Annotated in this window: 14 protein-coding genes and 2 tRNA genes; 12 read left to right on the top strand and 4 right to left on the bottom strand. The window is 71.4% G+C overall.

Going from position 1 to position 16,510, the window contains the following annotated elements; translation table 11 throughout:
* Positions 1-118: 118 nt before the first annotated feature.
* Positions 119-1,552: an amino acid permease gene (locus AC2CJA_RS07105; protein ID WP_484601803.1), complete on the bottom strand. Its 1,434-nt coding sequence runs from the start codon at positions 1,550-1,552 to the stop codon at positions 119-121.
* 314 nt (positions 1,553-1,866) lie between these two features.
* On the opposite strand from AC2CJA_RS07105, the gene AC2CJA_RS07100 reads away from it, so the two are divergent.
* The 3 genes from AC2CJA_RS07100 to AC2CJA_RS07090 are packed head-to-tail and all read left to right on the top strand — an operon-like array spanning position 1,867 to position 3,852.
* The gene (locus AC2CJA_RS07100; RefSeq protein ID WP_484601802.1) at positions 1,867-2,475 is read left to right on the top strand and encodes a biotin transporter BioY; all 609 of its coding nucleotides are present in this window, start codon (positions 1,867-1,869) and stop codon (positions 2,473-2,475) included.
* 26 nt (positions 2,476-2,501) lie between these two features.
* Positions 2,502-2,990, top strand: coding sequence for a ribose-5-phosphate isomerase (locus AC2CJA_RS07095; RefSeq protein WP_484601801.1), 489 nt, complete (start codon positions 2,502-2,504; stop codon positions 2,988-2,990).
* 25 nt (positions 2,991-3,015) lie between these two features.
* Complete coding sequence (locus AC2CJA_RS07090) at positions 3,016-3,852, top strand: Fpg/Nei family DNA glycosylase (RefSeq protein ID WP_484601800.1); 837 nt, start codon at positions 3,016-3,018, stop codon at positions 3,850-3,852.
* 41 nt (positions 3,853-3,893) lie between these two features.
* Here the strand turns inward: AC2CJA_RS07090 and AC2CJA_RS07085 are convergent, their stop codons facing one another.
* Complete coding sequence (locus AC2CJA_RS07085) at positions 3,894-5,120, bottom strand: GNAT family N-acetyltransferase (protein ID WP_484601812.1); 1,227 nt, start codon at positions 5,118-5,120, stop codon at positions 3,894-3,896.
* Between the two features lie 117 nt (positions 5,121-5,237).
* Between AC2CJA_RS07085 and AC2CJA_RS07080 the strand changes: the two genes are divergently transcribed.
* Positions 5,238-6,392 (top strand): SpoIIE family protein phosphatase, encoded by a 1,155-nt coding sequence (locus AC2CJA_RS07080; RefSeq protein WP_484601799.1) that lies wholly within the window; start codon positions 5,238-5,240, stop codon positions 6,390-6,392.
* A 36-nt stretch (positions 6,393-6,428) separates the two neighbouring features.
* Positions 6,429-6,710, top strand: a complete 282-nt coding sequence (locus AC2CJA_RS07075) for an endonuclease V (RefSeq protein ID WP_484601798.1) — start codon at positions 6,429-6,431, stop codon at positions 6,708-6,710.
* A gap of 16 nt (positions 6,711-6,726) precedes the next feature.
* Here AC2CJA_RS07075 and AC2CJA_RS07070 read toward each other — a convergent pair whose 3' ends face one another.
* Positions 6,727-7,938: an acyltransferase family protein gene (locus AC2CJA_RS07070; RefSeq protein WP_484601797.1), complete on the bottom strand. Its 1,212-nt coding sequence runs from the start codon at positions 7,936-7,938 to the stop codon at positions 6,727-6,729.
* 503 nt (positions 7,939-8,441) lie between these two features.
* Here AC2CJA_RS07070 and AC2CJA_RS07065 point away from each other — a divergent pair.
* Positions 8,442-8,636, top strand: coding sequence for a hypothetical protein (locus AC2CJA_RS07065; RefSeq protein ID WP_484601796.1), 195 nt, complete (start codon positions 8,442-8,444; stop codon positions 8,634-8,636).
* 36 nt (positions 8,637-8,672) lie between these two features.
* Here the strand turns inward: AC2CJA_RS07065 and AC2CJA_RS07060 are convergent.
* Positions 8,673-8,743: transfer RNA gene (locus AC2CJA_RS07060), tRNA-Gly, on the bottom strand.
* A gap of 113 nt (positions 8,744-8,856) precedes the next feature.
* Between AC2CJA_RS07060 and AC2CJA_RS07055 the strand changes: the two genes are divergently transcribed.
* The 6 genes from AC2CJA_RS07055 (at position 8,857) to AC2CJA_RS07030 (ending at position 16,372) form a co-directional block, all read left to right on the top strand.
* A tRNA-Pro gene (locus AC2CJA_RS07055) sits at positions 8,857-8,933 on the top strand.
* Between the two features lie 98 nt (positions 8,934-9,031).
* Positions 9,032-10,423: a trigger factor gene (tig, locus tag AC2CJA_RS07050; protein WP_484601795.1), complete on the top strand. Its 1,392-nt coding sequence runs from the start codon at positions 9,032-9,034 to the stop codon at positions 10,421-10,423.
* Positions 10,424-10,679: 256 nt separating this feature from the next.
* The gene (locus AC2CJA_RS07045) at positions 10,680-11,282 is read left to right on the top strand and encodes an ATP-dependent Clp protease proteolytic subunit (RefSeq protein ID WP_484601811.1); all 603 of its coding nucleotides are present in this window, start codon (positions 10,680-10,682) and stop codon (positions 11,280-11,282) included.
* A 64-nt stretch (positions 11,283-11,346) separates the two neighbouring features.
* Positions 11,347-12,033, top strand: a complete 687-nt coding sequence (locus AC2CJA_RS07040; RefSeq protein WP_241713227.1) for an ATP-dependent Clp protease proteolytic subunit — start codon at positions 11,347-11,349, stop codon at positions 12,031-12,033.
* A gap of 180 nt (positions 12,034-12,213) precedes the next feature.
* Positions 12,214-13,509 carry an ATP-dependent Clp protease ATP-binding subunit ClpX gene (gene clpX, locus AC2CJA_RS07035; RefSeq protein ID WP_101257412.1) on the top strand — a complete coding sequence of 432 codons (1,296 nt, stop codon included), beginning with the start codon at positions 12,214-12,216 and terminating at the stop codon, positions 13,507-13,509.
* 214 nt (positions 13,510-13,723) lie between these two features.
* The gene (locus AC2CJA_RS07030) at positions 13,724-16,372 is read left to right on the top strand and encodes a valine--tRNA ligase (protein ID WP_484601794.1); all 2,649 of its coding nucleotides are present in this window, start codon (positions 13,724-13,726) and stop codon (positions 16,370-16,372) included.
* Positions 16,373-16,510 lie beyond the last annotated feature (138 nt).

Below are 16,510 nucleotides of genomic sequence, written 5' to 3'. Positions count from 1 at the left end.
GCCCGGTGCGGCGGGGAGGCCGTACGGCACGAGGCCCCGCGCCCCGTTCTTGTCGTATGTCATGCGCAACAAGAACTGATGGGCAACCATGCCGCCGGGGCGTACGGAGGCGCGGCGGCTACCGCTCGCGCGCCGCCTCGGCGGGCGCCCGCCCCGCCCGCCGCTGCCGCACCAGCCCGGCCGCCGACAGGGCCAGGGTGAGTGCGGCGGTGAAGGCCAGCTGGGTGCGGGTGTCGCCCTCGCGCAGCATCAGCAGCAGCACGGCGGCCACCCCCGCCAGCGACAGCCAGGTCAGCACGGGGAACAGCCACATGCGCACCACCAGCCGCTCCGGCGCCTCCCGCTCCAGCCTGCGGCGGGTGATCAGCTGGGAGGCGGCGATGAAGCCCCACACCACCAGCACGGCGGCGCCCACCATGTTCAGCAGCCAGGCGAAGACGGTGTCGGGCCACCAGAAGCTCAGCAGCACGGCGAAGAACCCGAAGGCGGCCGAGGCGAGCACCGTCCGGCGCGGCACCCCGCCGCTGACCCGACCCAGTACGGCCGGGCCCTCGCCCCGGGCGACCAGGGAGTACGCCATCCGCGAGGCACCGTAGATGTTGGCGTTCATGGCCGACAGCAGGGCGACCAGCACCACCACGTTCATGACCTCGGCGGCGGCCGGGACGCCGACGTGGTCCAGCACGGCGGCGTACGGGCCGGCGAGCACCGACTCCTCGTCCCAGGGGATCAGGGTGACGATCACCGCGATCGAGCCGACGTAGAAGACGGCGATGCGCCACATCGCCGTGCGCACGGCCCTGGCCACGCCCCGCACCGGGTCTCGCGACTCGGCCGCGGCGATGGTCACCGTCTCCAGTCCGCCGTAGGCGAAGACCGAGGCCAGCAGGCCGACGACCAGGCCCTCCGCGCCGTTGGGCAGGAAGCCGCCCTGCCCGGTGAGGTTGTCCAGGCCGGGGGAGGGCGTGCCGGGCAGCAGGCCGAGGACGGCCACGAGACCCAGGACGATGAAGAGGGCGATCGCGGCGACCTTCAGGGCCGCGAACCAGAACTCGTACTCGCCGAAGTTCCGCACGGCCAGCAGGTTGCTGCCGGTGAACGCCGCCATGAAGACGGCCACCCACAGCCACTGCGGGGTGCCCGGGAGCCAGCCCGCCATGATCGTCGCCGCGCCCAGCGCCTCCACGGCCACGGCCACGCACAGCAGCACCCAGAAGATCCACCCGGCGGTGAAGCCCGCCCACGGGCCGATCGCGCGCTCGGCGTGCACGGAGAAGGAGCCGGAGGCCGGGTGGGCGGCGGACATCTCGCCGAGCATCCGCATCACCAGCATCACCAGCAGCCCGGAGGCGGCGTAGGCCAGGACGATGGACGGGCCCGCGGCGGCGATGCCCGCGCCGGAGCCGACGAAGAGGCCGGCGCCGATCACGCCGCCGAGGGCGATCATCGACAGATGGCGCTGCTTGAGGCCGGGGGAGAGGGCGGAGCGCTCGGTGCCGTCCGCCTCCCGGCGGGGGGAGGCGGTGGTCTTCACATCGGGCGTGCCGGACATGGGGAAGGTGCCGTCCAGGGAGTCGGGAAGAAACGGAGCAGTTGGCTCCGCACCCGGCAAGTGTGGGCGCCCGACCCGGTCGGCGGCAACGTCCCTCGCCCTCCTGTCCGGTATCCGGACGCCTTGGCGGTTCGCGGACGAGCCGGCGGCGCGCACCGGAGGACGCACGCCGGCGCGCACTCCTCCACCCACTCTCCAGCCGCCTCCCACAAGCTCGACCCGCCCTTCTTTGTCGCCAATCTCACGGGGGCACCGGGGCTAACGTCGGTTAACGTCGGGGCGTCCCCCGAAGTCCTCACGAGACCGGAGCCGTGATGAGCACCTCTGCCACCGCCGCAGCCACCGTCCGCCCGGGCGCCGTCCTCGCCGACGTCCTGCCCGCCTCCACCGCCGCCCGCGCCCGCCTGCGCGACGCGGCCCTGGTCCTCGGCGGCGCCGCGCTCACCGGGGTGGCCGCGCAGCTCGCGGTCCCCGTGCCGGGCTCGCCCGTCCCCGTCACCGGCCAGACCTTCGCCGCGCTGCTGCTCGGCGCCGGCCTGGGCCCCCGCCGCGCCCTGGCCTCCATGGGCCTGTACGCCGCCGCGGGCGTGGCCGGAATGCCGTGGTTCGCCGAGGGCGCCTCCGGCGCCGCGATGCCCTCCCTCGGCTACGTCATCGGCATGCTGCTGGCCGCCGTCGCCGTCGGCGCCCTGGCCCGCCGGGGCGGTGACCGCGGCGCGCTGCGCACCGCCGGCACCATGGCCGTGGGCACCGCGATCATCTACGCCGTCGGCGTCCCCTACCTGGCCCTGGCCACGGGCATGTCCGCCGGCCAGGCCGTCGCGGCCGGTCTGGTGCCCTTCCTGATCGGCGACGCGCTCAAGGCGGCCCTGGCCATGGGAGCCCTCCCCGCGGCCTGGAAGCTGGTCGGGCGCAAGTCCTGATCCGAGCCCGAATAGACTTCCGCCCCATGCGCGTGTACCTCGGCTCCGACCATGCCGGCTACGAACTGAAGAACCACCTCGTCCAGTGGCTGAAGGAGGCAGGGCACGAGCCCGTCGACTGCGGCCCGCACATCTACGACGCGGCTGACGACTACCCGCCCTTCTGTCTGCGCGCCGCGGAGCAGACGGCCGACGACGAGGACTCCCTGGGCATCGTCATCGGCGGTTCGGGCAACGGCGAGGCCATCGCCGCCAACAAGGTCAAGGGGGTGCGGGCCGCGCTGGCGTGGAGCGTGGAGACCGCCAGGCTGGGCCGGGAGCACAACGACGCCAACGTGATCAGCGTCGGTGCCCGGATGCACACCACCGAGGAGGTCGTCTCCTTCGTGCGGGCCTTCCTCGACACCCCGTTCTCCGGCGACGAGCGGCACATCCGCCGCATCGACATGCTCTCGTCCTACGAGCGGACCGGGAACCTCCCGCCCGTCCCCGCCCACCACCCCCAGCGGGACTGACCCCGGCAAGGACCGGCCCGCACCCGTGCCAGAAGGCCACACCATCCACCGGCTGGCCGCCGACCTCGACGACAGGTTCGGCGGCCGGCCCGTCCACGCCTCCAGCCCCCAGGGCCGCTTCGAGGGCGGAGCCGCCCTCGTCGACGGCCGGACGCTGGGCGTCGCCGACGCCCACGGCAAACACCTCTTCCTCGGCTTCCCCCGGTTCGAGGGGGAGGCCGACGGCGAGTGGATCCACATCCACCTCGGCCTGTACGGCTCCTTCGCCCTCGGCGAGGGAGCGCCACCCGCACCCGTCGGGCTGATACGCCTGCGCCTGGCCACCGCCGAGGCGCCCGCCGCCTACGCCGACCTGCGCGGTCCCAACACCTGCGAGCTGCTCACGGCGGCGGGGAAGGACGCGGTCACCGGCCGCCTGGGTCCCGACCCGCTGCGCCCCGACGCCGACCCCGAGCGGGCCTGGGCGCGGATCTCCCGCAGTCGCAGCACGGTCGCCGCGCTGCTGATGGACCAGAAGGTCGTCGCGGGCGTCGGCAACGTCTACCGCGCCGAGGTCCTCTTCCGGCACAACATCGACCCCTACCGCGCGGGCAGGGACCTCACCCGGGCCGAGTGGGAGGCGCTCTGGGCGGATCTGGCCGAGCTGATGCGCGAGGGCGTGCGGAACAACCGCATCGACACCGTACGGCCCGAGCACACCCCCGAGGCCATGGGCCGCCCGCCGCGCGTGGACGACCACGGCGGCGAGGTGTACGTCTACCGCCGGACCGGGATGCCCTGCCACGTCTGCGCCCAGGAGATCCGCACCGCCCCGCTGGCCGCACGCAACCTGTTCTGGTGCCCCGGCTGCCAGAAGCCCTGACCCGCCGGCCCGCCGCTCTCTCGGGCCCTTGGCCCGAGCCGTCAGAAGCCGTGCGGCAGCCACGGCGCGACGGGCCAGGCGAACGCGGTCGCGGCCCCGGCCAGCGCCCCGGGACGCAGTTCCCGCACCCGCCCGGCGCCCGCCAGCGCGGCCAGGGACGTACCGCCCAGGTAGGCCTCGCCCAACTCCTGTGCCCCCAGAGTCAGTTCAGCGGCATCACCGGTGCGCTCGCAGGAGGCGCCCGAGGCGTCGCCGGTCAGCCGCCAGCGCCCCGCGTTCCATGGGCAGAAGGAGTCCTCCACCTCCAGCACCACATCCACCGGCGCCGCGTAGCGGCGGGCCGCCAGCGCCGCGCCCACCTCCACCGGGCGCAGATGCAGCAGATCGCGCAGGAGGAGACCGCACCGGCGGATGTCGCCGACCAGATGGAACAGGGGATCGTCCACCGGACGGGACTTCGCCTCCACCACCGAGGTCAGGTCGATCCCGAACAGGAAGCGCCACAGCGCCGCGCGCGCCGCCGGGTCCAGCGCCTCCAGATCGTGCACCAGCACCGTGCCGTTCGGGCCGGCCACACCCCACTCCGGCTTGACGGCGTAGCGGGCGTATCCGCGCAGTTCGCCGTCCGCCTCGGCCAGCACGCAGCGCAGCGCCGACGCGCCCTCCCGCCAGCCCCCGGGATCCAGTACGCCCTGCCGCTCCCAGCCCGGACGCCGCTCCAGCATGCCGGGCCGGGAAGGCACCAGACGGGCGTACAGCTTCTCGCACTCCTCCAGTGCCGCGACCGGATCGGCGTTCCGCAGCCTGACCCCGTCCGTGCCCGGCGGCACCTGCGGGCGCACCCGGTCCCTGTCGATCCGGGCGCGCACATGGCGGGCCGCCACGCCGTACCCGAAGCGTCCGTAGATCGCCGGCTCCGAGGCGGTCAGCACCGCCAGCGGCTCCCCGGCCGCCCGCGCGTCGTCCAGCTGCCGGCGCATCATGGAGGTCAGGATGCCGCGCCGCCGGTGTGTGGCGGCCACGCTGACCATCGACAGCCCGCCGGCGGGCACGATCGCGCCACCGGGCACCGACATGCGGAAGGAGAACGCACAGGCCGTACCGACGATCTCCTCCCCGTCCCGGACGGCGACCGCCCGCTCGAACTCCGTCAGCTCCCGCCACAGTGCCCGGGCCTCGGGCGGCTCGGACTCCCCGAAGGCGAGTTCGAGCTTTTCGAACCAGTCGTCCCACTCCTCGGGACGCAGCACCCGCAGATTCGTACTCATCATGGACCCATCCCTATCAGGGAGACAGAAGCGGGGCGACTGCTTATCGAACACCGTTTCAGGTCACCCCATGTCGGGAATCGACGGACCCCCGAACGGGTGGATAAGGTCCCTGACATGGCAGGTCGCACGGGCAACACCCTCCCCGCGCCCCGGTTGCACCAGGTCCGCAAGGCCGTCCGCCGGGCCCGCACCGTCCTGCGCCGCTCCGCCGTCGACTACTTCCGCGGCGACGGATCCGACCGGATCGCCTTCGCCGCCCTGCTCGCCACCGTCCCCGCCCTCGCCTACGCCACGACCGCCGAGCCGCTGTGGTTCGCGCCCGAGGGTCTGGTGCTGCCGGTCATCGCGGGCGGTCTGCTGCTGCGCCCGGCCAGCCTGCTGGTCCTGTACGCCGCCGCGGCCGGCGCCCTGATCGTGGAGGCCACCGTGCTCGGCCCGTACACGGCCGGGCCCGGCCGTGTCACACCGGGGACCGTCCTGGTGGTGGGCGCGGTCGGGCTCTCCGGTCTGCTGATCGCCCAGTTCCGCAGCCGGGTCGGCGTCCCCTGGCGGCGCGGCAACACCATGCTGTTCGACCTGCGCGAACGCATCCGCGTCCAGAGCAAGCTGCCGAAGCTGCCCGTGGGCTGGCACCGGGAGATGGCGCTGCGTCCGGCGGGCGGGCAGTCCTTCTCCGGCGACTTCGTCGTCGCCACCCTCACCGGGCCCGACCGCCGCACCCTGGAGGCCGTCCTCACCGACGTCTCCGGCAAGGGCATGGACGCGGGCTCCCGCGCGCTGCTGCTGTCCGGCGCCTTCGGCGGACTGCTGGGCTCCCTGCCCCCGCACGCCTTCCTCCCGGCCGCCAACGACTACCTGCTGCGCCAGGACTGGCAGGAGGGCTTCGCGACCTCCGTCCACCTCGTCCTCGATCTCGACAGCGGCGACTACGAGCTGTTCTCCGCGGGCCACGTCCCGGCCCTCCAGCTCAACGCGGGCAGCGGCCGCTGGGAGGAGAAGAACGCCGAGGGACCGCTGCTGGGCGTCTACGACGGCGCCCGGTTCGACCCGGTCAAGGGCGGTCTGCGCCCGGGCGACGTCCTGATGCTCTTCACCGACGGCCTGGTGGAGACCGCCGAACGGGAGCTGACCGAGGGCATCGACAGGCTCATGGGGGAGGCCGACCGCTATGTCGTCACCGGCTTCGCGGGAGCCGCCTGGCACCTGATCGAGGCCGTCGCCCGCGACGTCAACGACGACCGTGCCCTACTGCTGATCCGCCGTGACTGACGAGGGCACGGCCGGTACGGCGGGCAGGACCCCGCGGTGGCGGTCACCGAGGCGGAGGCCGAGCAGGAGCGGATCCGTGCCGCGGCCGGTCCGGCCGAGACCGTGGGCCGCGCGCTGCGCACCCGCCCCGGCGTCAAACCGGTCTTCGTCTCCGCCGGGCACGGGATCGGCCTGGACCACGCCTGCGCCCACACCCCGCGCCTCACCCCGCGCCACCGGCTGCCGGAGACGACGCGCGGCGCCGACGGACTCAGCCGCAGGATCCTGAGGGAGATCAGGCAGGGCCTGCGTGAGCCGTACGGCGCCGCGGACCGGTGAGACCCCGGGCGGGTGGTCAGCGCGAGCCGCCCGTACCGGAGGGCTCCGCCGCCCCGGCCGAGTCCACCGGGCCTGCCGGGGCGGCGGAGCGCCGCCGGGCGTCCTCGGCGGCGTCCCGTCCGAAGAGCCAGTCCATCCTGGGCTCCATCGCGAACCGGAACGCCCGCCGCACCGGAGAGCCGCACAGCACGGCCGCCAGGGCCACGGCGCCGATCGTCAGCGCGACGATGCCGGCCGGTGTGGCGATCCAGGGGAACGCGTCGTACCACCCGAAGATCCGCGAGGCCTGGACCAGGAAGCCGTGCAGCAGGTAGGCGTACAGCGTCCCCGCGCCCAGTGCGGTGAACCACGTGTGGCGCCGGGGGACCCAGGCGAAGAAGCAGGCGGTCAGCACCAGGGAGCAGGCGAACATCGCGAGGTTCATGGCGACGCCGATCCACCAGGGCACGCCGAGCTCCTGGCCGCTGCTGTTGTGGTAGAACCACTCGAAGTTCATCCGGGGGCCCGACCAGTACGCGAAGACCAGCGCCGCGGCGGCCACGGGCACGCTCAGCAGCCGCGCCCCGCGCCGCCGCACGCGCTCGAAGTGCTCGGGCCGCAGGCAGAGGCCGAGGACGAAGAACGGCAGGAGCTGCAGCACCCGCTGGAGGTCCAGGTCGTTGCCGATGCCGGGTGAGACCGAGGCCAGCAGGGCGATGCCCAGGGCTATCGGCAGGGGCCTGCGCAGGACCTTCCAGACGGGTGTCGTCAGCCGCCACACGAACAGCGCGACCAGGAACCAGGTCAGGTACCAGGGATCGAGCAGGCTTATGGGGTGCTCCGGGGAGTCCGCCGCCTTCCTGAACAGGCTGTAGGCGGTCTCGAAGAGCAGATACGGCACGAGTACGCCGGTCACCAGCCGCCGCACCCGGCTCGGGCGCATGTCGAAGCTTCGGGAGAAGTAGCCGGAGACGATGATGAAGGCTGGCATGTGGAAGGCGTACACGAAGTTGTAGGCCGCCAGCACCGCCCGCGAGTCGTCGATCACCGGCCGCCAGGCGTGTCCCACCACGACCAGCGCGATCGCCAGGAACTTGGCGTTGTCGAAGAAGGCGTCCCGCCGCCCGGCTCCGCCCGTTCCGCCTCCCGGCCCGGTCCGGCCGGTCTCCGGTGCGGATGGCGCGGACGGTGCGGCCGCGTCGGGCCTGGCGGGAGGGCGCGGCGAGCGCTCGTGGCCGACCTGGAACATCTGCCGCACCTTAGTGGGAACCCGGCCGGAGGTAAATCCGGGGAGTTCTCAACGCCTCCGGAACGGGGAATTGTGACCGGCGCCTCTCGGGCAGCCCGTGGAAAGCGGCCCCTTTTGCATTGTGCTCGTTAAGTCCCATTTGTTCGTCCTTTTCTTCCGTTCGTGTCTGATTTGCCCCTCGGGGAGGTGTCGCTCCCTCCCTCGGGGTTTCGCCGTCCGGAGCGGATCGCGGCACCGCCGAATTCCGGCGGTGAAGTTATTGGGAATGTTCTCGGAAGATCCGGTCCGAAACGCCGGCGTGTGACGCGCGGGCCCGGTGCGGCGCAGGGCGGGAGCGGTCCGGCGGACCCGGCCCGCCTGACACGCCCGGGGCCCGCCGATCCTCCACCTGCCTCCACCAACGCGGCAGTTGGTGGCACGATGGTCACGCCGGGAACGCGGTGGAGGGTTCCCGGGCCGGCGCGGCCGGCGCAGAGGCGTTGCGACCGAGGGTGTGATCAGTTGTGGCCATTTCACTGTCTGTGGTGCTGCTCTTGGCGATCATCATGGTCGTTCTCATGCGCAGCGGCTCGCTGAAGGCGGGGCCCGCGCTCGTCGCGATCCTCTTCGGCTTCTTCCTGGCCTCCACGGGTATCGCCCCGTCGATCACCCGCTTCCTCGACTCGCTCGCCGAGTCGATCAACCAGATCACTTTCTGAGGGGGCCCGGAAAGCGGGCGCGCAGGCAAACAGCGGAGCGGGCGACGGGAATCGAACCCGCGTAGCCAGTTTGGAAGACTGGGGCTCTACCATTGAGCTACGCCCGCGGCGCCGCCGTCGTTCACGCGGCAGGCAGATCATACAGACCGCAGCCGGCCGACCGTGAACCGTGTGCGGCACGCTCCGCATCGTACGGCATGTACTCTACGTGTCGCACGGACGGGGTGTGGCGCAGCTTGGTAGCGCGTCCGCTTTGGGAGCGGAAGGCCGTCGGTTCGAATCCGGCCACCCCGACCACGTACTATGAAAGACGCGCCTGTCTGTGTCGTGTCTGCGTGCGGGGCGCCCCACAAGAAGTACGAAGTCCCAGCAGTCAGCCCCCAAGGAGACCGACCGTGAAGAGCGCCGTGGAGACCCTGAACCCCACCCGGGTTCGGCTCACTGTCGAGGTGCCCTTCGAGGAGCTCAAGCCCAGCCTCGACGCGGCGTACAAGAAGATCAACCAGCAGGTCACCGTGCCCGGCTTCCGCAAGGGCAAGGTTCCCGCCCGGGTGATCGACCAGCGGTTCGGCCGGGGCGCTGTCCTGGAGGAGGCCGTCAACGACGCGCTCCCCAAGCTCTACCAGGACGCAGTCGAGGAGGGTGAGCTGAGCCCGCTCGGCCAGCCCGAGGTCGACATCACCGAGCTCAAGGACAACGAGCTTCTCGCGTTCACCGCCGAGGTGGACGTCCGCCCCGCCATCGAGATCCCGGACTACTCCGGCATCGAGGTCACCGTCGACGCCGTCGAGGTCGGCGACGAGGACGTGGAGAAGTCGGTCGAGCAGCTCCGCGAGCGCTTCGCCTCCACCACCGTCGTCGAGCGGGCCGCCGCCGAGGGCGATGTCGTCAAGATCGACCTGGAGGCCCGGGTCGACGGCGAGGTCCTGGAGGACGGCGTCGCCGAGGGCGTCGACTACACCATCGGCTCCGGTGAGCTGCTGGACGGCATCGACGAGGCCGTCACCGGTCTGGAGGCCGGCGGCTCCGCGACCTTCACCTCCGACCTCAAGGGCGGCTCCGCCGCCGGCCGCGAGGCCGAGGTCAAGGTCGATGTCACCTCCGTCTCCGCTCGTGAACTGCCCGAGCTGGACGACGACTTCGCCCAGATGGCCAGCGAGTTCGACACCCTTGAGGAGCTGCGGGCCGACAGCCGCAAGCGCCTGGAGCGGATGAAGAAGTACGACCAGGCCACCCAGGCCCAGGAGAAGGTGCTCGACGAGCTGATCTCCCTGGTCGAGGTCCCGGTGCCCGAGAAGCTCCTCCAGGACGAGATCAACACCCGCAAGCACAACCTGGTCAACCACCAGCTCGCACAGCTCGGCATGGACCTCGCGGCCTACCTGAAGATGCAGGAGAAGACCGAGGAGGAGTTCGAGAACGAGCTCAAGGAGCAGGCGGAGAAGGGTATCCGGACCCAGTTCATCCTCGACGAGCTGGTCAACAAGGAGAAGCTGAACGTCAACCAGGAGGAGCTCACCGAGCACCTCATGCGGCGCGCCCAGTCCTCCGGCATGAGCCCCGACCAGTTCGCCCAGGCCGTCGTCGAGGGCGGCCAGGTGCCGATGCTCGTCGGCGAGGTCGCCCGCGGCAAGGCCCTCGCGGTCGTCGTCGAGGCCGCCAAGGTCACCGACACCAACGGCGAGGTCGTCTCCATGGAGGACGAGGAGGGCGAGGAGGAGTCCGGCGGGACCGCCGAGGCCCCCGCCGGGTCCGCCGAGCAGGGCGGCGAGAAGTCCGAGGGCTGATCCGCGGGGCGCCCCGCCCCACGACCGGCCCAACGGGCCCGTACGCGACACCGCGTGCGGGCCCGTTCGCGTACGGCGGAACACGCCGACCTCACCTGCGGGAACGCTCCCTGCGCTAACAGCGAACAGTTCTCGGACCGGGATGGCGCAGTCGGACCCGCGCGTTAGGGTCCAAGTACAGACGAAGACCACAGAGACGGCCCTGCGGCAGACCGCGGCCGTCCGTATACGAGCAGGTGGACACGTGACGCTTCCGATGCCTTCCGCCGCCACCGAGCCGACCATCGGTGGCCTCGGCGACCAGGTCTACAACCGACTGCTCAACGAGCGGATCATCTTCCTCGGCCAGCCGGTCGACGACGACATCGCCAACAGGATCACCGCTCAGCTGCTCCTCCTGGCCGCTGACCCGGACAAGGACATCTACCTCTACATCAACAGCCCGGGCGGCTCGATCACGGCCGGCATGGCGATCTACGACACCATGCAGTACATCAAGAACGACGTGGTGACCATCGCCATGGGCCTGGCCGCGTCCATGGGCCAGTTCCTGCTGAGCGCGGGCACCCCCGGCAAGCGCTTCGCCCTGCCGAACGCGGAGATCCTGATCCACCAGCCCTCCGCGGGCCTGGCGGGCTCGGCCTCGGACATCAAGATCCACGCCGAACAGCTGCTGCGCACCAAGAAGAAGATGACGAGGCTGTCCGCGCTGCACACCGGCCAGAGCGAGGAGCAGTGGACCCGCGACGCCGACCGCGACCGCTGGTTCACCGCCCAGGAGGCCAAGGAGTACGGCCTGATCGACGAGGTCTACGGCTCCGCCACGCAGCTTCCGGGCGGCGGTGGTACGGGCGCGTGAGCGCCTGACCGCCCGCAGCTCGACACCGCAGCCCGTCCATCTCTCCAGAACGGTGTACAGCCACATGAACAGTCAGCACAGCTTCCCCGGGGCCGGGATCCATGACCGCCTCGAGGCCCGTTACACCGGGCCGTCGGCCGAGTCCCGCTACGTCGTTCCGCGCTTCGTGGAGCGCACCTCGCAGGGCGTGCGCGAGTACGACCCGTACGCGAAGCTCTTCGAGGAGCGCGTGATCTTCCTCGGTGTGCAGATCGACGACGCCTCCGCCAACGACGTCATGGCGCAGCTGCTGTGCCTGGAGTCGATGGACCCCGACCGCGACATCTCGGTCTACATCAACAGCCCCGGCGGCTCCTTCACGGCGCTGACGGCCATCTACGACACGATGCAGTTCGTCAAGCCGGACATCCAGACCGTCTGCATGGGCCAGGCGGCCTCCGCCGCGGCCGTGCTGCTGGCCGCCGGCACCCCCGGCAAGCGGATGGCGCTGCCCAACGCGCGGATCCTGATCCACCAGCCCTACAGCGAGACCGGCCGCGGTCAGGTCTCCGACCTGGAGATCGCCGCCAACGAGGTGCAGCGGATGCGCACCCAGCTGGAGGAGATGCTCGCCCAGCACTCCAACAAGCCGATCGAGCAGATCAGCCAGGACATCGAGCGCGACAAGATCCTCACCGCCGAGGAGTCGCTGGAGTACGGCCTGATCGACCAGATCATCTCCACCCGCAAGACCTCGGTGGGGCTGGGCTGAGCCTGCGGGATCCTTCGAACATTTCCGCCCCCCTCGGGTCGAGTCGGTCCGAGGGGGGCCCGTTCAGGGGGTTGGGCAAGGTACCGTCATAAGGGGTCCGGGGGCCGCCCCCGCCAAGGCCCAGAGCAAGCACCCGGGTTCGCGGAACTCGACGGATCCCAGGCGAAGGAGAAGCACCTCGTGGCACGCATCGGTGACGGCGGCGATCTGCTCAAGTGCTCGTTCTGCGGCAAGAGCCAGAAGCAGGTGAAGAAGCTCATCGCGGGGCCGGGCGTCTACATCTGCGACGAGTGCATCGACCTCTGCAACGAGATCATCGAGGAAGAGCTCGCCGACACCTCCGAGATGCGCTGGGACGAACTGCCCAAGCCGCGTGAGATCTACGAGTTCCTCGAGGGGTACGTCGTCGGCCAGGAGGCAGCCAAGAAGGCTCTCTCCGTCGCCGTCTACAACCACTACAAGCGGGTGCAGGCCGGGGAGAACGGCGGCTCGCAGGGCCGCGACGACGGCATCGAACTGGCCAAGTCCAACATCCTCCTGCTGGGCCCCACCGGCTCCGGCAAGACGCTGCTGGCGCAGACCCTCGCCCGGATGCTGAACGTACCCTTCGCCATCGCCGACGCCACCGCCCTGACCGAGGCCGGCTACGTGGGCGAGGATGTCGAGAACATCCTGCTGAAGCTGATCCAGGCCGCCGACTACGACGTGAAGAAGGCCGAGACCGGGATCATCTACATCGACGAGATCGACAAGGTCGCCCGCAAGAGCGAGAACCCGTCGATCACCCGCGACGTCTCCGGCGAGGGCGTGCAGCAGGCGCTGCTGAAGATCCTGGAGGGCACCACCGCCTCCGTGCCGCCGCAGGGCGGACGCAAACACCCCCACCAGGAGTTCATCCAGATCGACACCACGAACGTGCTGTTCATCGTGGGCGGCGCCTTCGCCGGGCTGGAGAAGATCATCGAGTCCCGGGCGGGGGCCAAGGGCATCGGCTTCGGCGCCACGATCCGCTCCAAGCGCGAGATCGAGGCCAGCAACCAGTTCGAGGACGTCATGCCCGAGGACCTGGTCAAGTTCGGCATGATCCCGGAGTTCATCGGCCGCCTCCCGGTCATCACCTCCGTCCACAACCTCGACCGCGAGGCCCTGCTGAAGATCCTGGTGGAGCCGCGCAACGCACTGGTCAAGCAGTACCAGCGGCTCTTCGAGCTCGACGGTGTGGAGCTGGACTTCGACCGCCCGGCGCTGGAGGCCATCGCCGACCAGGCGATCCTGCGCGGCACCGGGGCGCGCGGTCTGCGCGCGATCATGGAGGAGGTCCTGATGTCGGTGATGTACGAGGTCCCCTCGCGCAAGGACGTGGCGCGTGTGGTGATCACCGAGGACGTCGTCCACTCCAACGTCAACCCCACCCTGGTGCCCCGCTCCCGCGGCGAGCGCGACCAGGGGCAGGGGCCGCGCGAGAAGAGCGCCTGAGCGCACCGCGCCGCCGGCAGCACGCGGCCGTACCCCGGCTGGGGGCCGCCGTACGGCGGCCGCGGCGGCTGGTTGCGGCTCACGCCGGACCCCCCGTTGACCGGACGTGTTCGTGGACGAGCCGTCCCATCCTGACGGACCCCGGCGCGGCCCCGTCACCCGGACCCCCAAACCGGTTCGAGACCGCCGCACGGCCGCCCGTACACTGGCCGTCGTGACCGAGAACACTCAGCAGAGCCCGACCCCCGCGGGGGCGGAGCCGTCGAACAGCGCCCATGCCGACCTGCCGACCCAGTACGTTCCGGCCGAGGTGGAGGGGAAGCTGTACGAGCGCTGGGTAGAGCGCGGTTACTTCGAGGCGGACGCGGGGAGCGGCAAGCCGCCGTACACGATCGTCATCCCGCCGCCCAACGTCACCGGCAGCCTGCACCTGGGCCACGCCTTCGAGCACACGCTGATCGACGCCCTCACCCGCCGCAAGCGGATGCAGGGCCACGAGACGCTGTGGCAGCCCGGCATGGACCACGCGGGCATCGCCACCCAGAACGTCGTCGAGCGCGAGCTGGCCAAGGAGGACAAGTCCCGCCACGACCTGGGCCGCGAGGCGTTCGTGGAGCGGGTGTGGCAGTGGAAGTCGGAGTCCGGCGGGCAGATCTCCGGCCAGATGCGGCGGCTGGGCGACGGCGTCGCCTGGTCCCGTGAGCGTTTCACCATGGACGAGGGCCTCTCCCGCGCAGTCCAGACGATCTTCAAGCGGCTCTACGACGACGAGCTGATCTACCGCGCCGAGCGGATCATCAACTGGTGCCCGCGCTGTCTGACGGCCATCTCCGACATCGAGGTGGAGTACGCCGACCAGGACGGCGAGCTGGTCTCGATCCGCTACGGGGAGGGCGAGGACTCCATCGTCGTGGCCACCACCCGTGCCGAGACGATGCTCGGCGACACCGCCGTGGCCGTCCACCCCGACGACGAGCGCTACGCCCACCTCGTCGGCACCGGGATCGAGCTGCCGCTCACCGGCCGGCGCGTCCCCGTCGTCGCCGACGAGCACGTGGACCCCGAGTTCGGCACCGGCGCCGTCAAGGTCACCCCGGCGCACGACCCGAACGACTTCGAGATCGGCCGCCGCCACGACCTGCCGGGCATCACGGTCATGGACGAGCACGCGGTCATCACCGCCCACGGTCCGTTCCAGGGCCTGGACCGGCTGGAGGCGCGTTCGGCGGTCGTCGGCGCGCTGCGCGCCGAGGGGCGCATCGTCGCCGAGAAGCGCCCCTACGTTCACTCCGTCGGCCACTGCTCGCGCTGCAAGACGACCATCGAGCCGCGGCTGTCGATGCAGTGGTGGGTGAAGGTCGGTCCGCTGGCGCGGGCCGCCGGCGACGCGGTGCGCGACGGGCGGGTCGCCATCCACCCCAAGGAGATGGAGTCCCGCTACTTCGGCTGGGTCGACAACCTCCACGACTGGTGCATCTCCCGTCAGCTGTGGTGGGGTCACCGCATCCCGGTCTGGTACGGCCCGAACGGCGAGACCGTCTGCGTCGGCCCGGACGAGGAGCCCCCGGCAGGCGAGGGCTGGTACCAGGACAGCGACGTGCTGGACACCTGGTTCTCCTCCGGCCTGTGGCCGTTCTCCACCCTCGGGTGGCCGGAGAAGACCGAGAGCCTCGCGAAGTTCTATCCGAACTCCATCCTGGTCACCGGCTACGACATCCTCTTCTTCTGGGTCGCCCGGATGATGATGTTCGGCCTCTACGCGATGGACGGAACCCCGCCGTTCCGCCAGATCGTGCTGCACGGCATGGTCCGCGACCAGTTCGGCAAGAAGATGTCGAAGTCCTTCGGCAACGCGGTCAACCCGCTGGACTGGATGGACGAGTACGGCTCCGACGCGCTGCGCTTCACCCTCGCGCGCGGCGCCAACCCCGGTGTCGACGTCCCCATCGGCGAGGACTGGGTCCAGGCCTCCCGCAACTTCGCCAACAAGGTCTGGAACGCCACCCGCTTCGCGCTGATGAACGGCGCCACGGTCGAGGGCGACCTGCCCGCACCCGAGGAGCTGTCGTCCACCGACCGCTGGATCCTCTCCCGGCTGAACACGGTCGTGGCCGAGGTGGACGCGTACTACGACGACTACCAGTTCGCCAAGCTCTCCGACCTCCTCTACCACTTCGCCTGGGACGAGGTCTTCGACTGGTACGTCGAGCTGTCCAAGACCACCTTCGCCGCGGGCGGCGACGCGGCCCGCGCCTCCGCCCGCGTCCTGGGCGAGGTCCTGGACACCACGCTGCGGCTGCTCCACCCGGTGATGCCGTTCGTCACCGAGACGCTGTGGACGACGCTGACGGGCGGGGAGTCCGTGGTGGTCGCGGACTGGCCCTCCGACCCCGGCTTCCGCGACACCGCGGCCGAGCAGGAGATCGCCACCCTGCGGCAGGTGATCACCGAGGTCCGCCGCTTCCGCGCCGACCAGGGCCTCCAGCCCGGCCAGCGCGTCCCGGCCCGCCTCACCCTGGACGGGACGGCGCTGGCCGTCCACGAGGCGGCCATCCGCTCCCTGCTGCGCATGCGGCCGGCCGGCGAGGACTTCCGGGCCACCGCGTCCCTGCCGGTGGCGGGCGCGAAAGTGGAGCTGGACCTGTCCGGCGCGATCGACTTCGCCGCCGAGCGCAAGCGTCTGGCCAAGGATCTGGCGGCGGCCGAGAAGGAGCTGGCGCAGACCACGGCCAAGCTCGGCAACGAGGGCTTCCTGGCCAAGGCCCCCGACCACGTGGTCGACAAGATCCGCACCCGCAGACAGCAGGCCGAGGCGGACATCGCCCGGATCTCCGCCCAGCTGGAGGCGCTGCCGCAGGCATAGAGAGCCCGCGTGCGGGCCGGAGGACGGTTGCGACGAGAGAGCGGTGGGGGGGGGGGGGGGGGGGGGGGGGGGGGGGGGGGGGGGGGGGGGGGGGGGGGGGGGGGGGGGGGGGGGGGGGGGCGGGGGGGGGCGGGCGGG

It is taken from the genome of Streptomyces sp. ATLC9, assembly GCF_057196705.1.
The sequence above is the reverse complement of the archived record's forward strand: the minus strand, read 5'-3'. Positions and strand labels throughout refer to the sequence as shown.